22 protein-coding genes are annotated in these 24832 nt (G+C 44.8%); 14 read left to right on the forward strand and 8 right to left on the reverse strand.

The window, feature by feature from the left end:
• Positions 1-5: 5 nt before the first annotated feature.
• Both IMZ16_RS00395 and IMZ16_RS00400 read left to right on the forward strand, forming a co-directional pair.
• On the forward strand, positions 6-431 hold the full coding sequence (locus IMZ16_RS00395; protein ID WP_073178467.1) for a DUF5684 domain-containing protein: 426 nt from the start codon (positions 6-8) through the stop codon (positions 429-431).
• Positions 432-506: 75 nt separating this feature from the next.
• Positions 507-1256, forward strand: a complete 750-nt coding sequence (locus IMZ16_RS00400) for an RsiV family protein (protein ID WP_193440032.1) — start codon at positions 507-509, stop codon at positions 1254-1256.
• Between the two features lie 31 nt (positions 1257-1287).
• Here IMZ16_RS00400 and IMZ16_RS00405 read toward each other — a convergent pair whose 3' ends face one another.
• The gene (locus IMZ16_RS00405; RefSeq protein WP_193440033.1) at positions 1288-1686 is read right to left on the reverse strand and encodes a cupin domain-containing protein; all 399 of its coding nucleotides are present in this window, start codon (positions 1684-1686) and stop codon (positions 1288-1290) included.
• 93 nt (positions 1687-1779) lie between these two features.
• On the reverse strand, positions 1780-3471 hold the full coding sequence (gene ggt / locus IMZ16_RS00410) for a gamma-glutamyltransferase (protein ID WP_193440034.1): 1692 nt from the start codon (positions 3469-3471) through the stop codon (positions 1780-1782).
• An 86-nt stretch (positions 3472-3557) separates the two neighbouring features.
• Between ggt and IMZ16_RS00415 the strand changes: the two genes are divergently transcribed.
• From IMZ16_RS00415 to IMZ16_RS00425, 3 genes are read left to right on the forward strand one after another with little or no spacing between them, the layout of a single operon-like run.
• The gene (locus IMZ16_RS00415; RefSeq protein WP_193440035.1) at positions 3558-4757 is read left to right on the forward strand and encodes an MFS transporter; all 1200 of its coding nucleotides are present in this window, start codon (positions 3558-3560) and stop codon (positions 4755-4757) included.
• Between the two features lie 48 nt (positions 4758-4805).
• Positions 4806-5765 carry an NAD-dependent epimerase/dehydratase family protein gene (locus IMZ16_RS00420; RefSeq protein WP_193440036.1) on the forward strand — a complete coding sequence of 320 codons (960 nt, stop codon included), beginning with the start codon at positions 4806-4808 and terminating at the stop codon, positions 5763-5765.
• Positions 5766-5776: 11 nt separating this feature from the next.
• Complete coding sequence (locus tag IMZ16_RS00425) at positions 5777-7123, forward strand: DEAD/DEAH box helicase (RefSeq protein WP_193440754.1); 1347 nt, start codon at positions 5777-5779, stop codon at positions 7121-7123.
• A 45-nt stretch (positions 7124-7168) separates the two neighbouring features.
• On the opposite strand, the gene IMZ16_RS00430 is transcribed toward IMZ16_RS00425, so the two are convergent.
• From IMZ16_RS00430 to IMZ16_RS00440, 3 genes are all read right to left on the reverse strand, one after another.
• The gene (locus IMZ16_RS00430; protein WP_193440037.1) at positions 7169-7351 is read right to left on the reverse strand and encodes a YtxH domain-containing protein; all 183 of its coding nucleotides are present in this window, start codon (positions 7349-7351) and stop codon (positions 7169-7171) included.
• Positions 7352-7472: 121 nt separating this feature from the next.
• Positions 7473-7808, reverse strand: coding sequence for a hypothetical protein (locus IMZ16_RS00435; protein ID WP_073178453.1), 336 nt, complete (start codon positions 7806-7808; stop codon positions 7473-7475).
• Positions 7809-7867: 59 nt separating this feature from the next.
• Positions 7868-8191, reverse strand: a complete 324-nt coding sequence (locus IMZ16_RS00440) for a translation initiation factor (RefSeq protein ID WP_193440038.1) — start codon at positions 8189-8191, stop codon at positions 7868-7870.
• Between the two features lie 95 nt (positions 8192-8286).
• Here IMZ16_RS00440 and gpmI point away from each other — a divergent pair, with 95 nt between their 5' ends.
• The 9 genes from gpmI (at position 8287) to IMZ16_RS00485 (ending at position 17080) form a co-directional block, all read left to right on the forward strand.
• On the forward strand, positions 8287-9813 hold the full coding sequence (gene gpmI, locus IMZ16_RS00445; protein ID WP_193440039.1) for a 2,3-bisphosphoglycerate-independent phosphoglycerate mutase: 1527 nt from the start codon (positions 8287-8289) through the stop codon (positions 9811-9813).
• Positions 9814-9949: 136 nt separating this feature from the next.
• Positions 9950-10381, forward strand: coding sequence for a BT0820 family HAD-type phosphatase (locus IMZ16_RS00450; protein WP_193440040.1), 432 nt, complete (start codon positions 9950-9952; stop codon positions 10379-10381).
• 66 nt (positions 10382-10447) lie between these two features.
• Positions 10448-11257, forward strand: coding sequence for a type I methionyl aminopeptidase (gene map, locus IMZ16_RS00455; RefSeq protein WP_193440041.1), 810 nt, complete (start codon positions 10448-10450; stop codon positions 11255-11257).
• The gene (gene tnpA / locus IMZ16_RS00460; protein ID WP_193440042.1) at positions 11257-11733 is read left to right on the forward strand and encodes an IS200/IS605 family transposase; all 477 of its coding nucleotides are present in this window, start codon (positions 11257-11259) and stop codon (positions 11731-11733) included. Before map ends, tnpA begins: the two co-directional genes overlap by 1 nt.
• 189 nt (positions 11734-11922) lie before the next feature.
• Positions 11923-12699, forward strand: a complete 777-nt coding sequence (locus IMZ16_RS00465) for a class I SAM-dependent methyltransferase (RefSeq protein WP_193440043.1) — start codon at positions 11923-11925, stop codon at positions 12697-12699.
• 27 nt (positions 12700-12726) lie between these two features.
• Positions 12727-13602 (forward strand): GTPase Era, encoded by an 876-nt coding sequence (era, locus tag IMZ16_RS00470; protein ID WP_193440755.1) that lies wholly within the window; start codon positions 12727-12729, stop codon positions 13600-13602.
• A gap of 52 nt (positions 13603-13654) precedes the next feature.
• Positions 13655-14149, forward strand: coding sequence for a hypothetical protein (locus IMZ16_RS00475; protein WP_073178441.1), 495 nt, complete (start codon positions 13655-13657; stop codon positions 14147-14149).
• Between the two features lie 76 nt (positions 14150-14225).
• Entirely contained in the window at positions 14226-14654 is a 429-nt protein-coding gene (locus IMZ16_RS00480; RefSeq protein ID WP_193440044.1) for a DoxX family protein, read from the forward strand.
• 17 nt (positions 14655-14671) lie between these two features.
• On the forward strand, positions 14672-17080 hold the full coding sequence (locus IMZ16_RS00485; protein ID WP_193440045.1) for a S9 family peptidase: 2409 nt from the start codon (positions 14672-14674) through the stop codon (positions 17078-17080).
• Here IMZ16_RS00485 and IMZ16_RS00490 read toward each other — a convergent pair whose 3' ends face one another.
• Genes IMZ16_RS00490 through alaS form a run of 3 tightly spaced genes read right to left on the reverse strand, consistent with a single transcriptional unit; the run spans position 17081 to position 24763 of the window.
• Positions 17081-19630, reverse strand: a complete 2550-nt coding sequence (locus IMZ16_RS00490) for a DNA translocase FtsK (protein ID WP_193440046.1) — start codon at positions 19628-19630, stop codon at positions 17081-17083.
• 37 nt (positions 19631-19667) lie between these two features.
• The gene (locus IMZ16_RS00495) at positions 19668-22085 is read right to left on the reverse strand and encodes a hypothetical protein (RefSeq protein WP_193440047.1); all 2418 of its coding nucleotides are present in this window, start codon (positions 22083-22085) and stop codon (positions 19668-19670) included.
• Positions 22086-22105: 20 nt separating this feature from the next.
• Positions 22106-24763: an alanine--tRNA ligase gene (gene alaS / locus IMZ16_RS00500; protein ID WP_193440048.1), complete on the reverse strand. Its 2658-nt coding sequence runs from the start codon at positions 24761-24763 to the stop codon at positions 22106-22108.
• Positions 24764-24832 lie beyond the last annotated feature (69 nt).

The following is a 24832-nucleotide window of genomic DNA, read 5'->3' on the forward strand; positions in this document are numbered from 1 at the left end:
AAATTATGTTGACACTACTTCAGTACTCATCGCCCAATTACTATGGGGATGGTCCGGGCGCAATGTTTGGCGTTGGCGGTATGCTTTTCGGAATTCTGAGCTATCTGCTGTGCGCTTACTCGCTGTACAAGCTGTACAAGCAGGCTGGCGAAGAAAATGCCTGGTTTGCATTTATCCCGATTCTAATGTTCATCCCGCTTATTAAAATTGCGAAAAAACCATTGTGGTGGATTTTGCTAACGCTGATACCGCTTGTGAATATTGTAATCACAGTAATCCTGTATATGCGCTTGTCTCAGGCTTTCGGCAAATCTTCGGCCTACGCTATCGGCATTATTTTGCTGCCTTTCATCTTTTTGCCGATGCTGGCCTTCGGAAACCCGGTTTACAATCCTGCCGCTGTTCCGGATGAAACCGGAAGTTCATTCTAAAATTTTTTTGAAAAAATAATTTGACCGTCCTGAAATGGACGGTTTTTTGTTTTAAGAAAAAAAAATTGCAACAGAATGAAAAAAATGTATTTGTGGAGCGCTATTTTGGTAATGCTAATTTCTTGTGAAAATAAAGGCAGCTCAAAGATTCATAATGAAAATCTCACTAAAAATGTTGCCGATATTATTTACGACTCCGTGCGTTTTCAGAAAAATGAAAATGTTGGCGACATCAAAACGGAATTCAATCATAAGCTTTTGGTTTTCAAAGATTTAGATGAAAGTGTTTTGGAAGAAATATACGGGACTTCGGAAGGATATACCAAGGAAGAGCTTGAGAAAAAGCTGGCGGGAATGCAGCGTAGATTCGTGCAGGAAATGGAAAATTATGAAAGTCCTGCCGGGCAAACATTCTCTAGCATCAAAGAAATGGATTTAGTGAACGAAATTAATAACTACTTGATTATCAGGCAGAAATCTTATACTTATGAAGGAGGTGCCCACGGGATGTCATTTATAGAATATAAAGTTATAGATTCACAGAAAAATTCCATTCTGAAGCTGCACGATGCTGTGGACGAAAACGATGAAAACTGGAATAAAATTCTTCTTAAAATGCTGGATGGCAGAGCATCGGAGCTTTTTGATCCAGAGGATTTGAAACCAAGTGAGAATTTTTATTTTGACAAAGATAGGATCATTTTCGTTTATAATCAGTATGAGATCGCGCCATATTCTTCAGGAATCATAGAAATTTCAGTACCATTTTCAGAGATTTCTGATAAACTGAGACCGCAGTTTAAACGGCGTCTTGGGATTGATTAAAAAAATGCCGCAACTATGCGGCATTCTATTTTTATTCAGTGGTATCGCCTTCGAAATCGTCGTCTTCGTCGCGCTCTGCATCGGCCTTCGTAGTGTGCACCACCTTATCCTTATGGTGTGGCGGCGAATAAATCGTGTACATTTTCAGCTCATCATCGCCGGTGTTAATCACATTGTGCTGAGAACCAGCAGGAATGATAATCGCCGAGCCGTCCTTCACCTCGTACTCATTACCGTCGATAATGCATTTACCAGTACCAGCTTCAAAGCGGAAAAACTGGTCATTCTCAGGGTGCGTTTCCATCCCGATTTCCTCGCCCTTTTTCAGCGTCATCAGCACAAGCTGAGAATGCTTCGCAGTGTAGATTACTTTTCTAAAATTCTCATTATCAAGCGTTTGCTGCTCGATGTTTCCGTGAAATCCTTTCATATCGTTCAATTTTTTACGAGTATAAAGTTACGGATTAAATGTCTCAGTTCAAATTTTCAAGGCGAAATTCTAAAAAATTAGAAATAGAATAAATTAAGGTTCCACCGCCACGGAGTCGTCGCCTCGCCCATCAGCTACCGCAGTAATGTTGCCCCCTTCATCCAGCACAATCAGCTCCACTCTTCCAATATTTTCCCTTGTCTGAAATATGTAGCCTTTTGCTTTCAGTGAATCGGCAACGATCTTGGGGAAATTCTTTTCCACGGAGACCTCTTCCGGAAGCCACTGATGGTGAAATTTAGGCTGATTCACCGCCTGATTTGGAGACAGTTTAAAATCAATCACATTCACAATCGTTTGGAAAACAGAGGTCGGTATCGTGGTTCCGCCTGGCGTGCCTACCACCATATACGGTTTTTCATTTTTCAGGATTACGGTAGGCGCCATCGAAGAGAGCATCCGTTTCCCTGGCGCTATTTTGTTCGCCTCCCCGCCCACCGCACCGAACATATTCGGCACGCCCGGCTTTATCGAGAAATCATCCATCTCATTGTTCAAGAAAAATCCTGCCCCGCGCACCACTACTTTACTCCCATAGAGCCCGTTTAGCGTGGTGGTGATGGATGCCGCATTACCTTCCTTATCAAGAATGGAAATATGCGTAGTTTCTTTGGATTCCTTTACCGGCTGAATGATTTTTCCCACGGTGGCGCTGGCCGTCGCGTGGCTGGCATCAAAACTTTTCCAACGGTTTCTCAGGTATTCTTCCGAAATCAGGTATTCCGTTTTATCAGTGATGAATTTCGGGTCCCCCATATATTCCGCGCGGTCGGCATAGGCACGCCGCTCCGCCTCCACCATAATCTGAACCGCCTCGGGGGAATTAGCCTGATAATTTTCTAAATTTTCAAACGAAGCCATACCGAGCATCTGCGCCAGCAGCGGCCCCCCACTGGATGGGAGCGGCATCGATACTATCTGATGACCTTTATAATTGAATTCCAAAGGTTTACGCTCTTCCACTATGTAATTCCGCAAATCTTTCATCGTGAGGATGCCTTTGCCGCGCTGCATCTCCAGAGCGATGAGCTTGGCGGTTTCACCCTCATAGAAGCCTTTCTCACCGTCGCGCTGGATTCTCTTCAGTGTTTCCGCCAATTCTTTCTGAATTAATAAATCGCCAGCCTTCCAATCTTCTTCCTTCAGGAAGGCCATCGGCTTTTCCTTGTTATATTTTTGAAATTCCGGTTTCAGCGCGTTCAGCAATCCTGCCTCCTGTTTTGTGATGGCAAATCCCTGTTCTGCCAAATCAATCGCCGGCTGAATCAGCGTTTCCATCGGAAGTTTGCAGTGCTTCATCGTAGCGAAAAAACCAGCCACAGAACCTGGAACCCCCACAGCCAGATGTCCGTTCTGAGACTTTTCCGTGTTGGCATTTCCCTTTCTGTCGAGGTACATATCGCGAGATGCTTTGGCCGGCGCTGTTTCCCGGAAATCGAGGGCGAATTTTTCACCGTTGTTTTTCACGCCGACTAAAAAACCGCCGCCACCGATATTTCCAGCCTGAGGGTAAACCACCGCCAAAGCATATTGCGTGGCAACCGCCGCATCAAAAGCGTTTCCACCCATTGCCAAAATTTTTGCACCGGCTTCGCTTGCCAAAGGATGCGCAGAAACTACCACGCCTTTGTTCTGAACGCGAATTTCCTTCTGGAAGGAATAATCTGTAAACTGTGCCTTTATAGAAACTGCCGCGAGGACGGCGGCGAAATATAGCCTTTTCATAAAATTCTTTTGGTAAAAATAATAAAACCTATTCAACCGCGGCTAAATACCTTGATAAGGCTTAAATTTGCAATCATTTATATTAAATGTCGAAAGAGAAAAAGATACTCCCGTTTGTAAGTTTACTCGTGGTGATACTCATCTCGGCAAACCTTCGCGCGCCCATTACCTGCGTAGGTCCGGTGTTGGACGATATCAGTACCTCGCTAGGGCTTTCCGCTTTTCAGGGGAGCTTGCTTACCTCCATCCCGCTGCTGATGTTTGCGGCATTTTCCATCCCTGTGAGCCGGGTTTCTGCAGGTAGCGCGCTACGGCTGATGCTTCTTTTCTCCGTATTGCTGATGATTTTCGGTCTGCTGCTAAGGGTGCAGGGGACCACAGCCGCTCTTTTTGCGGGGTCCGTGCTGGTGGGGTTCGGCATATGCGTGGGCAATGTACTGCTGCCGCCCTATATCCGGAATAATTTTCAGAATAAAGTAGGGCTACTCACGGGAGTATTCTCTGTCTCTATGGCAATATTCGCAGCTGCCGGGGCGGGCTTCAGTAGGGCGATAGGGGAGAAGACGGGCTACGGCTGGCGTGGCGCGCTAGGTTTTTGGGCGGTGATTTCTGTTTTTGCCGCAGCCGTTGTCATCACCGACTTTATAGTCAATAAAAAAACGGCAGATTCGGGAAAGCCAGGCTTCATTTCTCAAAAAATTAATGTTTACCAATCCCCCACCGCGTGGTACATCAGCGTGTTTATGGGTTTGCAGTCTTTGGTTTACTACTGCGCGGTTGCCTACTTCCCGAAGATTTCCATAGGCTACGGTATACCTCCGGAACATTCGGGTTATCTTGTAGCGGTTATGCAGGTGATTTCTTTGCCCTTCACTTTTTATGCACCGATCCTGGCGGGGAAAGCAAGGAATCTTAAACCGATGATATTCTTCGTAAGTATTTTTATGGCTGCGGGCGTCTTATTGCTGCTGCTATTTCAGGGGCGCTTTATCTTTCTGGCGGCTGCGTTCATCGGGCTAAGCACTGGCACATCCTTCAGCCTCGCCATTCTATTGTTTTCGCTGAAGAGCCGCAGTATGGCGGCTACCATCCGTATGTCCGGGATGGCACAATCGCTGGGGTACCTGGTAGCCTCTGCCGGGCCGCCGCTTTTTGCAGCATTCCGCAACGGGCAGAGCTGGCTCTATTCTTATCTTTTCCTCCTTTTCACCATTGGCCTTATCGCTTTTTTTGGCTTTAAAGCTGCCAGCGGTAAGTTTATAGATGACGAAGCGTTAAAGAAATAATTTCCATTTTGCTTATTTTTGTTAAAAATTCATTATTTCAGGAAGTAAATGTCAGAAGAAAAAATTCTCATCACAGGTGCATTAGGACAAATTGGAACGGAACTCACGGAAAAACTCGTCGAGATTTACGGCCGGGAGAATGTGATTGCTTCAGATTTGGCAGAGCCCGCAGAAAACATTTCTTCCGCTGGATTTTATCAAAAACTGGATGTAACGGATTTTCAATTTTTAGAGCAATTTATTAAAAATAATGCAATTACCACGGTTTATCATTTGGCATCGCTGCTTTCTGGCACATCGGAAATGCGGCCCCTTTTTGCGTGGAAGTTGAATTTGGAGCCCCTGCTTCATCTTTGCGAAATGGCTAAGGATGGGCATTTGCAGAAAATCTTCTGGCCATCGTCCATCGCAGTTTTTGGCAAAGGTTTGCCGAAGGAAAATGTAGGGCAGGATGTGATTTTAAATCCGTCCACAGTTTACGGAATTTCTAAGCTTGCTGGCGAAAAATGGTGCGAATATTATTTTGAGAAATTCGGTGTGGATGTACGTTCCATCCGTTATCCTGGCCTAATTTCGTGGAAAACGCCAGCAGGCGGCGGAACTACAGATTATGCCGTGGAAATTTTTTACGAAGCCGTAAAAAACGGCCGCTACACAAGCTTCATCGCAGAAGATACCGCAATGCCGATGCTGTATATGGACGACGCAATAAATGCCACCGTGAAGCTGATGCAAGCACCGAAGGAAAGCCTGAGCGTGCGCACTTCCTACAACTTGGGCGGCCTATCTTTTACGCCGAAACAACTTGCAGAAGAAATTCGAAGGGAAATCCCTGATTTTCAGATTAGTTACGAGCCGGATTTCCGTCAGCAGATTGCGGAATCCTGGCCTGCATCCATTGATGATTCCATTGCGAAGAAAGACTGGAACTTGTCGTATGATTACGATATTTCTTCAATGACGAAAGATATGCTAAAAAATCTTCGGGTAAAATTAGGTAAAAATTAATTTTCGATAAAATCCATTTTGTGACTTTCGCTGATTTTGATTTGCCGGTTAAAATCCTGGATGCCCTCGCTGATTTGGAACTTTTCGAGCCTACGCCAATTCAGCAGAAAAGTTTCAAGCCCATCCTTTCCGGAAGGGATGTGATGGGCATTGCGCAAACGGGTACCGGTAAAACTTTGGCGTATCTTCTGCCGATTTTAAAGCAGTGGAAATTCAGCAAAAGCGGAAATCCTACGGTTTTAATTCTTGCGCCAACCCGTGAATTGGCGGTGCAGATTGAAGATGTGCTGAAATCTTTGGCGGTGAACCTAACTGCCAGGATTACAGCTGTTTACGGCGGGAAAAATATCAACACGCAAAAATTACTTTTCGACGAAGGCTGCGATATTTTGATCGGAACACCGGGCAGGGTGATGGATTTAGCGATTGACAATGCCGTTTCGCTGAAGGAAGTGCAGAAACTCATCATCGATGAATTTGACGAAATGCTGAACCTTGGCTTCAGGCCGCAGCTTACGCATATTTTTGAGATGCTGAAAACGCGGCGGCAAAACATCCTGTTTTCAGCGACGATGACGGAAGCTGTGGATGAAATGCTGGGCGAGTATTTCGCATCGCCGGTTGAAATTTCCCTGGCTAAATCCGGAACCCCGCTGGAAAAAATTGAGCAAAAGGCAATTCCTGCTGAAAATTTTAACACGAAGATTAATCTGCTGAAATTTCTTCTGGATGAAAATCCTGAGATGAAAAAGGTGCTAATTTTTGCGAATAATAAGAAGCACGCCGATCTGCTTTTTACAAAAATGAATGAATGGCAGCCAGGGCAGTTCGATGTAATTCATTCCAATAAATCTCAGAACTACAGGCTTCGTGCATTGCAAAAGTTTCAGAATCAGGAGGTTAGGGTTTTAATCACGACGGATGTGATGGCCCGAGGATTGGATATTTCGGAAATCTCTGATGTCATAAATTTTGAAGTGCCGGAAATCCCTGAGCAGTACATCCATCGTATCGGAAGAACGGGCCGTGCCGATAAGGATGGCAGGGCGCTGACCTTCTTCACCAAGAAAGAAGAGCTACCGCTGCTGGAAATTGAAATGCTGATGAACAGGGAAATTGAGAAATCGGCATTTCCTGCTGGGGTGAAAATTGACCCGAAAAAAATCGAAAGCGAGAAGGATGAGGTACGGATGAAAATTCCGAACCGTGTGGAGCTTCAGGAAAACAGCGGTGCCTTCCACGAAAAAAAGGCAAAAAACCTGAAGGTGAATTTAGGTGGGCCATCGAAAAGGATGCCAAAATATAACGGATCCAACCGTGCCCAGCGGAAAGCAAAATCACGAAGAAAAGGCAAATAAAAAATCCCGAAATTTTCGGGATTAAAAACTGTTAATGAGTACGGCTTAGCCCAGCATACCTTCAGCCTTGCCTTTGATATCCGTACCTAGCTTGGTTATATTATCTTTTGCCGTATTTAGGGTATCGGTGACTTGTTTCTTCTTCTCTGGGGAAGATTTTTTGTACTGATAGTAAGCCAATGCACCCATACCAATTAGCGCGAGAAGTCCATTTCTTTTGTTGCCCATAATTTTTAAATTTAAGTTAATTGTAGTTTTCTGATAGAAAATTCTATGCCAAAAATCTATTCTGCAATTCTAAAAATATGTTAAAAAAAGCCAGGCTTACCTGGCTTTCAATATTAAAATATTAGTTCGTAGCTTTGTTGATCTCAGCCTCCGCATCTATAGCCGCTTTTTTCGTATCAGCTTTTGCATCTTCTGCCCAGTCTTTGGTTTTTTCCCAAGCGTCGGAAACCGCATCCTTAGTATCCTCCCACGCATCGCCTATTGCTTTCTTCGCACGCTCAAACCAATCTTCCTGATTCGGTTCCTCGTTTCTGGCTCTTTTTTCGCGGATATAATCTTTAGCTCTTTCAGAGTACTCCTCAGCGGTCCATTTTACATCATTTGCAGTATTTCTCACTGCATTCTCTGCGTTGTTTACTCCCCTTTCCAATTCATTGTTAAGATTCGTGTTGTCCATAATAATTTATTTAATTGGTTTTATATTATTTTGAATACAAATTTCGAGCCTAAATATGTTCATCCGCCTACTCTTTTCGTTTTATAGCCCATTTCCTGGAGAATCGCCATAATTTTATCGCGGTTATCACCCTGGATGATGATGCTGCCATCCTTTTCAGAGCCGCCGATTCCCAGCTTGGTTTTAATGCTTTTCGAAATTTTCTTCAGTTCATCATCCGGCCCTTCAAATCCTTCGATGATGGTCACCGGTTTTCCGTTCCTGCCCTTTTTTTCGTAGCGGCAAACCAGCGGCTCCTTCTGCGCAAATTTTTCTTCGGGCATTTCAAAATCCTGCTCAATGTGGTCAGGGAAAAGGTTCTTCAGTTGGTCCCGTAAATCCATTTTCGGTTAAAAATGTAAATTTAGCAACTTTCATTTTATTGCCGAATTTTTGAAAATTTCCGCAGAACGGCGTAAATTTGTAGAAAACTAATCTTATGTCAAAAAAAGCACTGCTGGCCATTCTGGATGGCTGGGGCCTTGGCACGGTTCCGGAAGTTTCTGCAATCGCTCAGGCCAAAACACCCTTCATCGATTCCTGCCTGGAAAAATTCCCGAACTCCAAACTGCAGGCAAGCGGAATAGCCGTAGGCTTGCCGGAAGGACAGATGGGAAATTCCGAGGTTGGGCATATGAACCTTGGTGCAGGCAGGGTAGTTTACCAAAATCTTGTCAAGCTGAATATGGCCGTTCAGGATGGAACGCTGGGCAATGAGCCGGTAATCCGCAACGCTTTTGAGCGGGCTAAAAATGGCGGCGCAAAGCTGCATTTCATCGGCTTGGTTTCTGATGGCGGTGTGCATTCCCACATCAATCATTTGAAAGGTTTGCTTTCCGCCGCCGCAGAATTTGGTCTGAAAGACAATGTTTTCGTGCACGCCTTTACGGACGGCAGAGATTGCGATCCGCTTTCTGGAAAGGCTTTCATCGAAGATTTGCAAAATCACTGTGCGGCAACCACAGGGAAAATTGCGAGCATTGTGGGAAGGTATTATGCGATGGACCGGGACAGAAGGTGGGAGCGCGTGAAGCTGGCGTACGATGCCATGGTAAATGCGGTGGGCGAATTTTCAGATAATGCTTTGCAGGCTATGCAAAACTCTTACAATCAGGAAGTTACGGATGAATTCATAAAACCGATAGTTTTAACGGAAAATAATCTGCCGGTTGCAAAAATTGAAAACGGCGATGTGGTGATTTGCTTTAATTTCCGCACAGACCGTGGCAGAGAAATTACGGAAGCCCTTACACAGCGGGATTTTCCTGAATTTGGTATGCATACATTGCAGCTTCATTATGTGACGCTAACCAATTATGACAAGGATTTCCACGATGTTCAGGTGGTTTTCGATGATGAAATTCTGCCAGAAACTCTGGGCGAAGTGCTGGAAGGTGCTGGCAGAACGCAAATCCGTGTGGCTGAGACGGAGAAGTATCCACATGTTACTTTCTTCTTTTCCGGCGGAAGAGAAAATGAGTTTACAGGCGAGAAAAGAATCCTTTGCCCAAGCCCTAAAGATGTGCCAACCTACGATTTCAAACCGGAAATGTCGGCATACGATATCACCGAAAAAATTATTCCGGAAATTGAAAATGAAACCGCGGATTTCATCTGCCTGAATTTTGCAAATACCGATATGGTAGGGCATACCGGCGTTTTTGAAGCGGCGGTAAAAGCGGCGGAAACCGTGGATAGCTGCATCGAAAAAGTGGCAACGGCTGCCTACAATCACGGCTATGCGGTGTTCATCCTGGCAGACCACGGCAATTCTGATGTGATGATAAATCCCGATGGCACGCCCAATACGCAGCACTCCACAAACCTGGTGCCGCTGATTGTGATGGATAAAGACCGCACCTGGAAAGTGCAGGACGGAAAACTGGGCGATATGGCGCCAACCATCCTTACTGCTATGGGCATCGAAATTCCGGAAATAATGACGGGCGATGTGCTGATAAGTTGAGTTTAAATAGTTCAAGGTTTAAGGTTCAATACTGTTCAGATTGCTCAGGTTGTTTGATTTGTTTAAGTTGTTTAAACTTTAAACCTTAAACCTTGAATTTTAACCGTTTGCTTATCTTTGCAGATAATTTTCAGAAATGAGAAGCAATAAAAAGCTGGCGATTGATTTTGACGGAACGATTGTGGAAGATGCCTATCCAGGAATTGGCAAGGTGAAAACCTTCGCTTTCGAAACCCTGAAAAAGCTGCAGAGCGAAGGCTATAGGCTTATTCTCTGGACTTTCCGTGAAGGCAAAACTTTGGAGGAAGCCGTGGAATTCTGCCGTAAAAACGGTGTGGAATTCTACGCCGTGAATTCAAGTTTTGAAGGTGAGGTTTTCGACCACAGCTGCCAGAGCCGAAAAATTGATGCAGACCTTTTCATAGACGACAGAAACCTGGGCGGTTTTCCTGGCTGGGGCGAAGTTTACAACATCATTAATGAACGCATCGAATTTCGTGTGGAAGGCCGCGAAGTGCTGCCTTATTCCAAAATGAAAAAGGAAAAAAAGCGCGGACTTTTCTGGTAAATTTGTCTCTAAAATCTTTCAGTTCAGGCTCGGAAATCGAGTCTGAAATTTTTATATTACAGCCGAATGATTATATTAAAAACCCTCGACGAACTTCGATTAATGCGGGAATCTGCACAGCTGGTTTCCAAAACTTTAGGGGTGATTGCCAAGGAAATAAAGCCTGGCGTTACCACCAATCATCTCGATAAAATAGGTGCGGAATTTATTTACGATAATGGCGGTGTCCCGGGATTTCTCGGGCTATACGGCTTCCCGAAAAACCTTTGCATCTCGCCAAATGCAGAAGTGGTGCACGGCATCCCGAATGATAAACCGCTGGAAGAAGGCGATATACTTTCGGTAGATTGCGGCGTTCTGATGAACGGCTATTATGGCGACCACGCTTATTCCTTTGAAGTAGGCGAAGTAAAACCGGAAGTAAAGCAGCTGCTGAAAATCACGAAAGAATCCCTGTACAAAGGCATTGAGCAATGTGTGCGCGGAAAAAGGGTGGGGGATATTTCCCACGCCATCCAGACTTACTGCGAAGCGCACGGTTACGGCGTTGTGCGGGAACTGGTAGGCCACGGTCTCGGAAAGAAGATGCACGAAGATCCGCAGGTTCCGAACTATGGCAGGAGGGGCAGCGGAAAGGTGCTGAAAGATGGCGTTGCGCTGGCGATAGAGCCGATGATAAACCTTGGCACACACCGCGTGAAATGGCATAAGGACGGCTGGACGGTGACTTCTGCGGACAACAGTCCTTCGGCGCATTTTGAGCACAATGTGTGCATCATTCAGGGCAGGCCGGTTTTGCTTTCCACCTTCAAATATGTGCACGAAGCGCTCGGCATTGAAAGCGATGAAGAGGCGCCGTACACGATGGAGTTTTGATGGAAACTTCCAATTCTGTAGGGACATTTTCTCAGGTTTATCTGCATTTTATTTTTGCGGTAAAATTCCGTGACGGTTTATTGTTGAAAACTTTTCAGGATGAAGTTTACAGGTATATTGCTGGAATTGTTCAGAACAACGGTCACAAACTGATTTCTGTAGGTGGAATGCCTGATCATATACATATTTTAGTTGGGATGAAACCTAATCAATCGGTTGCAGATTTAGTGAATAAAATCAAATCAAATTCGTCAAAATTCATCAATGAGAAGAGGTTTTTGCCGGTAAGATTTGAATGGCAGAGAGGGTATGGCGTATTCTCTTACAGCCGTTCGCAATTGAATCAAGTTGTTCATTACATTCAAAATCAGGAAGCGCACCACAAGAAAAAATCATTTCGTGCAGAGTATGTGGAATTTTTAGAAAAATTTCAAGTGGAATTCGATGAGAGGTTTTTGTTTAATGAGTTAGTTTGACGCAGAGCCGAAGGCTCGAAATATATGTAGAAATTGTGCGGAATTTTTAGTGAGCGCTGAAAGCGCGACATTTTAAACTATACCAGTGCTTCGCACCTTTTTCTTTCAGGGCTTGTCCATTCTACAAATATTTCAGCGCTTCGCGCTTTTTATTTAAACAAAATCCCTGCAATTTCCGATTTTTGCAGAATGAATTTCACCAAATTTCTGCTAAACAAAATTCCGAGACCGTGGCTCATACGGATCAGTGTGTGGCTGAGGCCTTTGGTTTATCAGTTTTTCAAAGGCGATAAATTTTTTGACCCTATTGACGGCAGAAGTTACCGCAAGTTTCTTCCTTATGGCTACGGTAAGCAGCGCCAAAATGCGCTTTCGCCCGGAACTTTGTCGCTGGAAAGGCATCGACAAATGTGGCTGTATCTGCAGAATGAGACAGATTTTTTTACCCAAAATTACAAAGTGCTGCACATCGCACCGGAGCAGGAATTTCTGCGGCGGTTCAGGAGAATGAAAAACCTGGATTACATCTCGGCAGACCTTTACTCACCAATTGTGGATGTGAAGGCAGATATACTAAATCTACCCTTCGAAAACAACACATTTGATGTGATTTTCTGCAACCATGTGCTGGAACATATTGAAGATGATGCGAAGGCTATGCAGGAACTTTTCCGCGTGATGAAGCCCGATGGCTGGGGAATTTTTCAGGTGCCGATGAAAAATTCACTGGAAAAAACTTACGAAGATTTCACAATCACCGAGCCGAAAGAGCGGCAGAAGCATTTCGGGCAGTACGATCATGTGCGGTGGTACGGTGCGGATTATTTCGAAAGGCTGAGGAATGCAGGCTTTGAAGCGGATGCCGTTTATTATTCACAAAAATTTTCTGATGAAGACATCCGAAGGTTCGGGCTTATGAAAAATGAAATTTTGCCCGTGGTGAAAAAGCCTGTGGAAAGTTTGTAATATCTTTGCAGAACTGAAAAAATGCCGATGCATAAAGCTGGATTTGTAAACATCGTAGGGAAACCGAATGCCGGAAAATCGACGCTGCTGAACAGACTGATGGGCGAAAAGCTGGCCATTGTAACGCAGAAAGCGCAGACAACCAGGCACAGAATTTTCGGAATCTACAACGAAGATGATGTGCAGATTGTGTTTTCGGATACGCCTGGCGTTCTGAACCCGAAATATGAGCTGCAGGAAAGGATGATGGATTTCGTGAAGGATTCTCTGCAGGATGCCGATGTTTTCCTTTTCATCGTAGATATTTCGGACAAAGCGGAACCCTCGCAGTTTCTCATCGAAAAACTCAACAAAATTCCTGTGCCGGTCTTGATTTTAATCAACAAAATCGACCTTTCCAATCAGGAAAATCTGGAAAAGGCGATGGAATTCTGGCACGCACAAATCCCGAAAGCTGAAATCCTGCCGATTTCTGCCACGGAAGGTTTCAACACGGATGTTATTTTGCCGAAACTTATTTCCTTAATGCCGGAAAATCCGCCGTATTACGACAAAGATCAATTTACAGACAAGCCGGAAAGATTTTTCGTAAATGAAACAATCCGGGAAAAAATCTTGCTGAATTACGAGAAAGAAATTCCGTATTCTGTGGAAGTGGTGACGGAACAATTCAAAGAGCAGGAGAATGTAATTGTCATAGAATCAATCATTTATGTAGAGCGGGAATCTCAGAAGGGAATTTTAATCGGGCATAAAGGCGAAGCCATAAAAAAAGTGGGAACGGAAGCGCGTGAAGATTTGGAAAAATTTTTCGCCAAAAAAATTCACCTGAATCTTTTTGTAAAAGTGAAAAAAGACTGGCGCAAGAACGAGCGCGATCTGAAGAACTTTGGGTACAGATAAAAGAAGTAAAAAGGCGAAAGTAAAAAGTTAGGCTGACCACAAATCACAAAATATGAACGAGTTTTTAGAATCCGAATTTCTTAGGGCAGATCAGCTGATTGCGCAGGATTTGATTGAGGAAGCGAAGTCTGTGCTGATAAATATTTTGGCGGAAGACCCGAATTTTGGCAAGGCGCATAATCACCTGGGCTGGATTTTCGAGCGAAAGGAAAATAATCCGCAAAAAGCGGAAATGCATTACAAAATTGCGATTGAAACGGCGCCGGACTATGGTGCGGGCTACATCAATTACGCAATTTTGCTTAGCGGACAAAAGCGCACTCAGGAATTGCGCGATTTGCTGCAACGCGCTGAAAATATACCGGGTGTGAACCGCAGCAGTTTGGCGAGAGAGTGGGCGTATTTTTATGAAGAAACTCAGGATTTTGACAATGCGATTGCGAAGTACAAAGAGTACGCATTAACGCTTTACAACAACGCCGAAATCGAAAAAGCTAAGGCTGCCATCGAGCGCTGCAAAACGAAAAAAGAAATTTTAGGGCTGTGAAAAAGTTCCATTACAGTTGTTTCAAACTTTCACTCACTTTGTAAATTTCATTATTTTTGGATGAAAATCTGTGGGTATGAACTTTTTATTTTCCACGAACCGTAATGCCACGGCTGTTGATATGGTGCTGCTATTGCTGCGCCTGTTCATCGGCGTTGCAATGATGACGCACGGTTTGCCAAAACTCGAGCAACTGATGGCAGGAAATACAGCCAATTTCCCTTCAATTTTCGGTTTGAGCATTCAGGTTAGCATGATTCTCGCCATTCTTGCGGAAGTAGGCTGCTCACTTTTCCTGATTTTAGGCCTGTTTTCGCGGCCTTCTGCCTTCATCCTGCTTTTCACAATGGCTGTGGCAGCGTTCGCCATTCACAGCGCCGATTCGTTTGACATCAAGGAAAAAGCCCTGCTTTATCTCGCAATTTACGCCGTGTTGCTGTGTCTTGGGCCCGGAAGATTTTCCATAGATCAGCTTATTTCAGGCAGAAAAAAATCCGGCTGGTAAAGCCAAAAATTTACAATATGAGAAAAATAAAAATCGCGGCGCTGTTTCTGGCGTTCGCTGCGAACGCTATTGCGCAGGAAAACATTACCTACCAAAAACCCTCTGAACCCATTCTGCAACTTGCTGATTATCAGAGACCACCTTCCGTAATGATGGACAGCAAACGGGAATGGATGGTGCTTTCTTACCGCGATACTTACAAAAGCATGGCAGATTTGAGCGGAGAAGAAGTGAAGCTGGCAGGCATCAGAGTAAATCAAGTGACGAATATTTCAAGCACGATGACCTATATTAACAATCTGAAAATCAAAAGGTTATCGGATAGGAATGAAATGCAGCTGGAAGGTTTGCCGCAGAATGCAAAAATCACTTATCTCTCATTTTCACCGGATGATTCTAAGCTGGCTTTTACTAATACCACGGAAAAAGGCGTGGAACTTTGGATTGCAGATCTGAAAACAAAGCGGGCGAAAAAATTAACGGATGATAATCTGAGTGCGGTTTTCGGCCAGCCATTCATTTGGTACCGCGATTCTCAAAGCCTGCTCGTGAAGAAAATTCCGGCTGGCCGTGCGCCATTGATTAATCAGGACAAAGAATTGCCCAAAGGCCCGATAGTTTCGGTTTCGGACGGTAAAGTTTCGCAGAACAGAACTTATGCAGACCTGCTGAAAAATCCGCAGGATGAGGCGAATTTTGAAAATTTGGCAAAATCTGAAATTCATAAAGTAGATTTGAACGGTAATTCTTCACTGCTGAAAAATGCCGATTTGTATCTCGGCACAAGTTTTTCTCCGGATGGTAATTACTTGATGCTCACCACTTTACAGCGGCCGTTTTCTTACATCGTGCCTTATTCAAGATTTCCGATGACAAGTACGGTGTACGATGCGAAGGGCAACTTGGTGAAGGTGGTGAACGAAGTGCCGCTGAACGAAACGATGCCGAAAGGTTTTTCTTCTGTACGAACCGGGAAGCGCAGTTTTTCCTGGCGTGATGATGTGCCGGCCACTTTAGTTTTAGCGGAAGCTTTGGATGGCGGCGATCAGAATAAGCCTGCGGAATTTCGCGATGAAATTTTCCTGTGGGAAGCACCGTTCAGCAATGCGCCGAAATCGTTTTTCAAAACCAAGCAGAGATTTAGCGGCGTAGATTGGTCGAATGCTGAGTATGCCGTGGTTTCCGAAAGCTGGTACGATACGAGGAACACGAAATCATTTTTGGTAAACCTGAAAAACGGTACTTCACGAATCATCCAAGACCGCAATTATCAGGACATTTACAGCGATCCGGGAAGATTTAACGAGACCAAAAATCATTTTGGCAGAAGTGTTGTTGACATTAAAAACGGCAAAGCGCATTTGATAGGGCAGGGCTATAAAAAAGACGGGCAGGAACCTTTCATCGATGAAGTGGATGTGGCAAGCTTGCAGAAAAAGCGGCTGTACACTTCCAAAATGGAGAATGCGAAAGAGTCAATTATTGACATACTGGATATTCACAAGGGTGATATCCTCGTTTCGCAACAATCTTCAACGCAATACCCGAACACTTTTAGGAAAAATATCAAAACTGGAAAAGTGGCGGCTGTTACCAATTTTGCCAATCCTTTCGAAAGCCTGAACAAAGTGCATAAGGAAGTGATAAAATATAAGCGGAGCGATGGCGTAGAGCTTTCGGGAACGCTTTATCTGCCAGCAAACTACGACAGAAAAAATAAGCGCGAAAAACTGCCGCTCTTAATCTGGGCGTACCCTACGGAATTTAAGGATAAAAATACAGCGGGACAAAGCCGCAAGAACGCGAACGATTTTACATTCCCGTCCTACGGTTCCTTTATCTACTGGGTTTCCAAGGGCTACGCTGTGCTGGATGATGCGTCTTTCCCCATCATCGGTGAAGGCAATGCTGAGCCGAACGATACCTTCCTTCCACAGCTGATTGCCAACGGAAGAGCGGCGATAGATGCGGTGGACAAATTAGGCTATATCGACAGAAATCGCGTGGCTGTGGGTGGGCATTCGTACGGTGCTTTTATGACGGCTAACCTCCTTACGCACTCCGATGACTATGCCTGCGGAATTGCAAGAAGCGGCGCCTACAATAGAACGCTTACGCCGTTCGGTTTCCAGAGTGAGCAGCGCAATTATTGGGATGTTCCGCAGGTTTACAATACGATGTCGCCGTTTATGAACGCCGAGAAAATGAAGAAGCCTATGCTGCTAATTCACGGCGATGCGGATAATAATTCGGGAACTTTCACGATGCAGACGGAACGCTATTTTCAGGCGCTGAAAAATTTGGGTGCGCCGGTCAGAATGGTTCTTCTGCCGAAGGAATCCCACGGTTATCAGGCAAAGGAAAGCATCCTGCACACACTTTGGGAACAAGAGCAGTTTTTGGATAAATGCCTGAAGAAGAAGTAATTACTTCAAAGTTTCGAGATAGTTTTCAAGCGCGTTAAGGTCCGTGATTAAAACTTCACGGGCTTTTGCGCCGTTGAAACTTCCTACAATTCCGCTGGCTTCAAGCTGATCAATGATTCGGCCAGCACGGTTGTATCCCAATTTCAGCTGGCGCTGCAGCATAGATGTGGAACCTTGCTGCGTACCCACGATAATTCGCGCTGCTTCCTCGAAAAGCGCATCCCTTTCGTTCGGGTCAAAACTTCCTGCCGTAGTTTCTTCTCCTGGAACTTCTGGAAGAATGAACGCCGAAGGATAGCCTTTCTGCGCACCGATGAAATCCACGATGCGTTCCACTTCAGGCGTATCCACGAAAGCGCACTGCAGCCTCGTAATTTCGTTGCCGTTGAAATACAGCATATCGCCTTTTCCGATGAGCTGGTCTGCACCTGGTGAATCGATAATCGTTCTGGAATCCACGCTGGAAATTACGCGGAAAGCCGCTCTGGCAGGGAAGTTAGCCTTGATCATCCCGGTAATCACATTTACCGAAGGCCGCTGCGTTGCCACGATTAAGTGAATTCCCACAGCCCTTGCCAATTGTGCCAAACGAGCAATCGGGTGCTCTACTTCTTTGCCCGCCGTCATTATCAAATCGGCAAATTCATCCACCACCAAAACGATGTAAGGCAAGTAGCGGTGGCCGTTTTCCGGATTGAGTTTGCGCTCGGTGAATTTTCGGTTATATTCCTTCAGGTTTCGGCAGAAGGCGTTTTTCAGCAGTTCGTAGCGCTGGTCCATTTCCACACAAAGTGAATTCAGCGTGTTTATAACTTTCTGATTATCAGTGATTATCGCATCTTCAGCATCAGGAAGTTTCGCAAGATAGTGCCGCTCGATTTTTGAATAAAGCGTAAGTTCCACTTTTTTCGGATCAATCATTACGAATTTCAGTTCGCTTGGATGTTTTTTGTACAGCAGGGAAGTGAGTATCGCATTGATTCCCACAGATTTACCCATACCTGTAGCACCAGCCATCAGAAGGTGCGGCATCTTGGCAAGGTCTGCCATAAAGATGTCGTTTGAAATCGTTTTCCCGAAAACTACCGGCAAATCCATTTCGGTATTTTGGAATTTTTGCGAAGAAATCACAGAGCGCATCGAAACCATCGTAGGATTTTGGCGCGGCACTTCAATCCCGATGGTTCCTTTTCCTGGCATCGGTGCGATGATTCTGATGCCTAATGCCGAAAGGTTTAGCGCAATATCATCCTGCAATTTCTTGATGGCCGAAACACGAATTCCTGCCTCTGGAACGATTTCGTAAAGCGTAACGGTAGGCCCGATGGTTGCCTTGATTTGTGCGATGCCCACATTGAAATTCTTCAGCAGGCTGATAATCCGCGCCTTATTTTCTTCAAGTTCGTCCTTATTGATGTGGATTTCTTCGTTGCCGTAATCTTTCAGCAAATCAATCGGCGGCATTTGGAAATTTCCGAGTTCCAAAGTATGGTCGTAAAGCCCGTGCTTTTCCACAAGCTCTTTCGATTTTATGTCGATTTCATCGGCATCATCCTTGGTTTCCGCCACTTCTACATTGATTTCAATGTCGTCCAGATTGTTTTTTGGTGAAGAATTTCCGGAAGAAACCGCCGGCTTTTCCTCATCGACAAAACCGTTGAGGTTCAGTGTAATGGCAGCGCTATCGCTTTCATTTTCAGTAAATTCTGCAGAAAAATCATCGGAAGAATTTCCTGTGGCAAAGGAAGTTCTGTTCGGTGTTTGTATCGTCTCAAAACCTTGCGGTTTTTCATCGTTGGAAATTTCCTGCTTAGAATTTAGGCTAATTTCAATTTGCTCGAAAGTTGGATTTTCTTTCTTAACTTCTTGATTTTCAGTTTTTTCCAAGTGTTGAATTTCGTTGCCATCGTGAAGCATATCCTTCATTTCTTCATCCGAAATGAAATCTTCTTCGGAATCCGGCTTTTGCCTCTGTATTCTTTGCGAGATGCCCTGCCACCTAGCTTTAATCGCAGATGGTCTCATATTGAATTCCAAAATAAAATACAGCGCGATGCTTGCCAAAAGTACCATCCACAAACCAAACCAGCCAATTGCAGAGCGCAGGAAATCCATAATCTGAAAACCATAAACGCCGCTGAGAACGCCTTCGCCTTTGGTGATGGCACCCATAAAAATCGGCAGCCAGCAAAAGAAAAACAGCGAATGGCCTATGGTTTTCCACGGCTTGAAATACCGCTTTTTCAGCACTATGGTTCCTACCATAATAAATAGGAAAGGGATGATGTACGCTGCGATGCCCAGGCTTTCGAAGATAAAAACATTGCCAAGCCAATCGCCAACTTTCCCGAAAAGGTTGCTGGATTTTACGCTTTTATCCAAGATTCTTCCTGCCTGGCTTTGGTCAGCACGCCAGGACAAAAGGTAGGAAGTGAAGGCAATCACCAGCACCGCCGAAAGGAAGAGCAGGAAAAGGCCAAGGCTGATACGCCATTTGCTAAGAGATTTGGTGGTTTTCGGGTTTTTTATCTGTTGTTCAGTATTTGTCATTCTCACAAAATGCTTTAGCGCAGTAATGCCAACGCCTCTAATAACCTAAAAATTTCAATTTGAACTGCACGGCAAAGTTCTCGGAAAATTTATCCGTTTGATAATGACCAAGCCTGTAGAAAAAGCCCAGATTAAACCGTGTGCTGAGGAAGCCCACCCATTCCAAGCCAACTTCCTGATACAGCTTGTTCATTTGTTCAAATTCAAAATCGTGATATTCCGGGTGCTTCATATCGCCGATTGTTCCGCGGTAGATCAGGTTGAAATTGGAAGTATTTCTGCCGAAACTTTTGAAATACCACGGAATCTCGTGCTGAAAATAGTAGCCGGCAAGCTTATCGTTGTAATATTTCCCAGATTCCATCGTCGCAAAACCAAGGTAGGAAGTGAGGTTGAACTTAAATTTGTCTGGCTTTCCGGAACCAAGGCCATTCATTTGGAAATTATGCCAAATCGGCACATCGCCGGTAGACATCCCGCCAAAAAGTCTTATGCCCGTAGTCCCGATCTTAGTCTTGAAACTATGGTTGGTCATCAGGTCGATTCTTGTATAGCTCAAATCGCCGCCCAAGATTTTCTGCCCGGTTTCAATGTTGAAATAATATTCCGGATTGTCCGATGAATAGGTGTATTTTCCGGAAGGCGTCATGATGTTCTTGGAGTTTGGCGCGTATTTCAGCGTGAATTTCAGCGCGGTGTTATCAAATTTATTTCCAAGATTGTTGAATTCATACGGAAATTCCGCGCGCTCTTTATCGTGGCGCACCGCAATTCTAGCCGAAAGGCTGTTCAGTAAATCGTTTTCGTACGAAATCTTGAAACCGCGGTAGTTGTAAAATCTGTCGTTGTTAAAGGAAATTCCGCCATTTAAAAGCTGCATCCGGAAATTCCAGAATTCCTCGCTGAATTTTCCCGCCGTAGAAACATCGTCGTAAATTTCCGCGCGGAAAATCGAGTTTTTTTCCAGCGTAGTACGGAAATCTGCTCCCACACCATATTTAAAGCCGCGGTCTTTGAAGCCGTAGGCTATGTACGCATCCGGCGAAATGTAGCGGTGGAATTTCTCGTTGAGTTTAGCGCCAATGCCAAGCCTGAAGCCTTCGTAAAGATTGTAGCCGGCAAGTTTCGCCAAATCAAAATCCACGATGCCAAGCCTGTATCTTCCGCGAAGCAAATCCGTAAGAATCCGGCTTCTCGATTCTATTTTATATTGCTTGCTCAGTGTTTCTGCAGCATCGTAAGCCATTGATTCTCTTTCAGTTAAAGGCTCCGTTCTGTATTGCTCCAGCAGGGTGCCGTCGGAGTTTTTAACTTCCACCGTGTAGCCTTTGAATTCGTTTTCCCTTTCCGCAGGAATTGGCGTTTCAAAGTCGTAATTCTTAACCGTGAGATAAGCGTAAACGCCGAATTTCTTGTTCGGATTATTGTATTTTTTTTCATCGTTCAGGTCAATGCCAAATGCTCGCATTTTAGCGTATTCCTGTTCTAGAAACCATTTCCCGTTAATTGGTTTCCAAATGCTCACCATCGTTCCTTCGCTTTTTACTTTGGAATTGGTCTCGATTTTTTTCAGCGCCAAGGTTTCCGCATCCACATAAATGTAGCCGTTAAACCGACGGCTTTCTCTCGCTTCCTTATAATCTGTGTGGCGGAATCTTATCACGAAATTTTTCCTGCCGTCTATTTCAATCGAATCCGTCAGGAAAAATCTGTAAAGGCTGCGGTTTTCTTCGCGAATTTCCTTGGGCTGCTCTGTTCTATTGCTTCGCGCCATTATCAGTTCGTAAATCGGCTCCTGAAAGCCGGCCACCTTATTATCAAGGATGTTGATTTTTTCGCCGCGCTTTTTCGAGTAAAGATATTCCTTCGCCCTTTCCCAAATGAAGAGCTGGCTTTCTGCCGACATCTTCATAATCTGCACGGAATCAAAGCGGTTCGCTTTTTTCGGCTCAGGTTTTTTCGGCAAATCTTTCAGCGAATCCAGTTTAATGTCCACCTGTTTTTGGTAAGCCCTGATGCTGTCCTCATCATAATCAAAGCTGAGTTTTTCGTAAGATTTAAAGGTGTAAGAATCCAGGCTGTTCGGCGAATTCTGCGCATAGTTCTCGTTCACTTTTTTCAGGATTGCCAAAGCCCTCGGGTCGCTTTTATCCTGCAGCACAATGCCCTTGATGCCCTTGGTTCCTTCGCTCGTTCTTGCCAGCGCAATTTCCATCATCTTATCCGTCAGGGCTTCATCCTCATCGTAGCCTTTCGCGGAAATATCCACCTTTTTGCACTTCGTGCGGAAGTTCGCCACGCCGTTTTCATCGGTGGTTGCCAGCAGCGTTCTGCCGCATTTTATCTGTGCGCCAGCTATCGGATTAGCCGTGCCGGTTTCCCTCACCACGATTTTCGATTGTGCGGAAATTGCCGCGAAAATCAGCAGGCAAAGGATGGTGCTTATTTTTTTCATATTTGTCGAAAGTTCTTTTGTTAAATGTTCTGCGCCTTTTTAACCGCCGCATCTATGCCCTGCAGATTTTTTCCGCCAGCAGTTGCAAAACCGGGATTTCCACCGCCACCACCATTAATTTCCTTTGCCAAATCTTTCACGATGCTGCCTGCATTGAATTGATTTTCAATGTCTTGCGAAACACCCACAGTTATCATCGGCTTATCATTGGCATCAGAAATTATCACGATTACAGATTTCGGAATTTCCTTTTTCAGCTGGAAAACTATGTCCTTCACGCTTGCTGCATCCAGCGAAGTTTTTTTCACTAGAAGCTGGTGCGAATTTTTTTCGGTAAATTCATTCTTCCAGTTTTCGGTTTCACCTTTTGCCGAAGCCTTTTTCAGCGTTTCTATCTCAGCTTTCAGCGCAGCATTTTCGCTGATTAATTTCTCGATAGATCTTGCCAAATCTTTTGATTTCAAAAGTTGCGAAAGCCCGGCAAACTGACTTTCAAGATTTTTAAAATATTCTATGGATTTATCGCCGGAAATTGCTTCAATCCTGCGGATTCCTGCCGCCGCAGAAGATTCCGAAGAAATCCTGAAATGCCCGATTTCACCGGTGCTTTTGGCGTGCGTACCGCCGCAAAGTTCGCGCGAAGTTCCGAACTGGATCATCCTGACATTATCGCCGTACTTCTCGCCGAAAAGTGCCATCGCACCTTTGTCCAGCGCTTCCTGAATCGGTATATTTCTGAATTCTTCCAGCGGAATATCCTGCCGGATTTTCTCGTTCACTTTCTGCTCCACCAAGGCAAGTTCTTCATCCGTCATTTTCGCAAAATGCGAGAAATCGAAACGAAGATAATCCGGCCCAACGAATGAGCCCTTCTGTTCCACATGTGTTCCCAAAACTTCGCGCAAAGCTTCGTGCAGAAGGTGCGTCACAGAGTGGTTGCCCTGCGTATTGCGCCGTTCATCGGCATTTACCTTGGCGTAGAAAACTGCGCCAGCATCTTTCGGCAGCTCATTTATCAGGGAATATATCAGGTTGTTTTCCTTTTTTGTATCCAGGATTTCCAGCACTTCGTCAGAATTTTCCCAATTGAAAATTTCCGGGTTGGAAATGTCAAAACCTTTGGCATAGCTTGGAATCAGCACGCCTTTATCGCCGATTTGACCGCCGCCTTCAGCATAAAACGGCGTTTCGCTCAGCACGATTTGGAAAAACTCACCGTCCTTATTTTCAATTTTCCGGTATCTGGTGATGTAGGTTGGCGTCGCCGTTTTATCGTAGCCTACAAAGCTTTCCGGCTTTTCTTCCAGAACCACCCAATCGTAAATTTTCTGCGCGGAAGATTTCTTCGAGCGGTTTTTCTGCTTCTGCATTTCCTCCTCAAATCCTGCTTCATCCACGCTTAGATTTTTTTCTTCAGCGATGATTCTCGACAAATCCGCTGGGAAACCATAGGTGTCGTAAAGCTCGAAAACTTCTGCACCTGCCAATGTTTTTTCGTTTCGGGAAATCGTGTCGTTTATAATGGCATCCAATCGGGAAAGCCCGTGTTCAATTGTGCGAAGGAACGCATTTTCTTCTTCCCTGATGACTTCCGTTACCAAATTTTCCTGCTTGAAAATTTCTGGGAAAAATTCTCCCATCTGATTTTTCAGAACGCTAACTAATTGATGCAGAAAGGCTTCCTTCATCCCGAGGAAACGGTAGGCGTAGGAAATAGCGCGGCGAAGAATCCTGCGGATTACATAGCCTGCACCGCTGTTGGAAGGCAGCTGTCCATCGGCAATTGCGAAGGAAACCGCCCTGATGTGATCCACCACCACACGGATTGCAATGTCCTTCTCATCATCCATTTTGCCTTCGTATTTCCTGCCGGAAATTTCTTCCACTTTGGCAATTAGCGGCGTGAAAACATCGGTATCATAGTTGGAGGATTTCTGCTGAAGCGCCATACAGAGCCGCTCAAAGCCCATCCCTGTATCCACATTCTGCTTCGGCAGTTTTTCCAGCGAGCCATCAGCCTTCCGGTTGAATTCCATAAAAACCAGGTTCCAGATTTCCACAACCTGCGGATGATCCTGGTTCACCAAATCTTTGCCGGGGATTTGCGCTTTCTCCGCATCAGAACGAAGGTCAATGTGAATTTCTGAGCACGGTCCGCACGGTCCGCTTTCACCCATTTCCCAAAAATTATCCTTCTTATTCCCATTCAAAATCCGGTCTTCCGAAATGTGCTTTTTCCAGAAATTATACGCATCATTATCTCTTTCCAAATTTTCCGAGGCATCGCCTTCAAAAATCGTAACGAACAGATTTTCAGGCTTTAAGCCGTAAACTTCCGTCAAAAGTTCCCACGCAAAAGCGATGGCCTCTTCCTTAAAATAATCGCCGAAGGACCAGTTGCCCAGCATTTCAAACATTGTGTGGTGGTAGGTATCCCTGCCCACATCATCCAGGTCGTTATGCTTTCCGGAAACGCGAAGGCATTTCTGCGTATCGGCAATCCTCGGCGATTTCGGTTCACGGTAGCCAAGGAAGTAATCCTTAAACTGCGTCATCCCGGAATTTGAGAACATCAAAGTTGGGTCGTCCTTCAGCACAATGGGAGCGGAAGGCACTATCAGGTGCTGCTTGCTCTCGAAGAATTCTAAAAACTTTCGGCGTATTTCGTTTGAAGTCATTATGGTATGCTAATCCGCAAATTTAATGAATTGAACTTTATTTTGCTGTCAATTTTTACTCAACAATTT

This window comes from Cruoricaptor ignavus (genome assembly GCF_014961145.1).
In the GTDB taxonomy this organism is placed as follows: domain Bacteria; phylum Bacteroidota; class Bacteroidia; order Flavobacteriales; family Weeksellaceae; genus Cruoricaptor; species Cruoricaptor ignavus.

Coding starts and splice junctions, on each gene's coding strand:
- IMZ16_RS00435 (WP_073178453.1), bottom strand. CDS start 7,808: ATGGACAACACGAATCTTAACAATGAATTGGAAAGGGGAGTAAACAAC.
- ggt (WP_193440034.1), bottom strand. CDS start 3,471: ATGAAAAGGCTATATTTCGCCGCCGTCCTCGCGGCAGTTTCTATAAAG.
- IMZ16_RS00490 (WP_193440046.1), bottom strand. CDS start 19,630: ATGACAAATACTGAACAACAGATAAAAAACCCGAAAACCACCAAATCT.
- IMZ16_RS00395 (WP_073178467.1), top strand. CDS start 6: ATGTTGACACTACTTCAGTACTCATCGCCCAATTACTATGGGGATGGT.
- IMZ16_RS00405 (WP_193440033.1), bottom strand. CDS start 1,686: ATGAAAGGATTTCACGGAAACATCGAGCAGCAAACGCTTGATAATGAG.
- IMZ16_RS00400 (WP_193440032.1), top strand. CDS start 507: ATGAAAAAAATGTATTTGTGGAGCGCTATTTTGGTAATGCTAATTTCT.
- IMZ16_RS00420 (WP_193440036.1), top strand. CDS start 4,806: ATGTCAGAAGAAAAAATTCTCATCACAGGTGCATTAGGACAAATTGGA.
- tnpA (WP_193440042.1), top strand. CDS start 11,257: ATGGAAACTTCCAATTCTGTAGGGACATTTTCTCAGGTTTATCTGCAT.
- IMZ16_RS00485 (WP_193440045.1), top strand. CDS start 14,672: ATGAGAAAAATAAAAATCGCGGCGCTGTTTCTGGCGTTCGCTGCGAAC.
- alaS (WP_193440048.1), bottom strand. CDS start 24,763: ATGACTTCAAACGAAATACGCCGAAAGTTTTTAGAATTCTTCGAGAGC.
- IMZ16_RS00475 (WP_073178441.1), top strand. CDS start 13,655: ATGAACGAGTTTTTAGAATCCGAATTTCTTAGGGCAGATCAGCTGATT.
- gpmI (WP_193440039.1), top strand. CDS start 8,287: ATGTCAAAAAAAGCACTGCTGGCCATTCTGGATGGCTGGGGCCTTGGC.
- IMZ16_RS00430 (WP_193440037.1), bottom strand. CDS start 7,351: ATGGGCAACAAAAGAAATGGACTTCTCGCGCTAATTGGTATGGGTGCA.
- era (WP_193440755.1), top strand. CDS start 12,727: ATGCATAAAGCTGGATTTGTAAACATCGTAGGGAAACCGAATGCCGGA.
- map (WP_193440041.1), top strand. CDS start 10,448: ATGATTATATTAAAAACCCTCGACGAACTTCGATTAATGCGGGAATCT.
- IMZ16_RS00440 (WP_193440038.1), bottom strand. CDS start 8,191: ATGGATTTACGGGACCAACTGAAGAACCTTTTCCCTGACCACATTGAG.
- IMZ16_RS00415 (WP_193440035.1), top strand. CDS start 3,558: ATGTCGAAAGAGAAAAAGATACTCCCGTTTGTAAGTTTACTCGTGGTG.
- IMZ16_RS00450 (WP_193440040.1), top strand. CDS start 9,950: ATGAGAAGCAATAAAAAGCTGGCGATTGATTTTGACGGAACGATTGTG.
- IMZ16_RS00465 (WP_193440043.1), top strand. CDS start 11,923: ATGAATTTCACCAAATTTCTGCTAAACAAAATTCCGAGACCGTGGCTC.
- IMZ16_RS00495 (WP_193440047.1), bottom strand. CDS start 22,085: ATGAAAAAAATAAGCACCATCCTTTGCCTGCTGATTTTCGCGGCAATT.
- IMZ16_RS00480 (WP_193440044.1), top strand. CDS start 14,226: ATGAACTTTTTATTTTCCACGAACCGTAATGCCACGGCTGTTGATATG.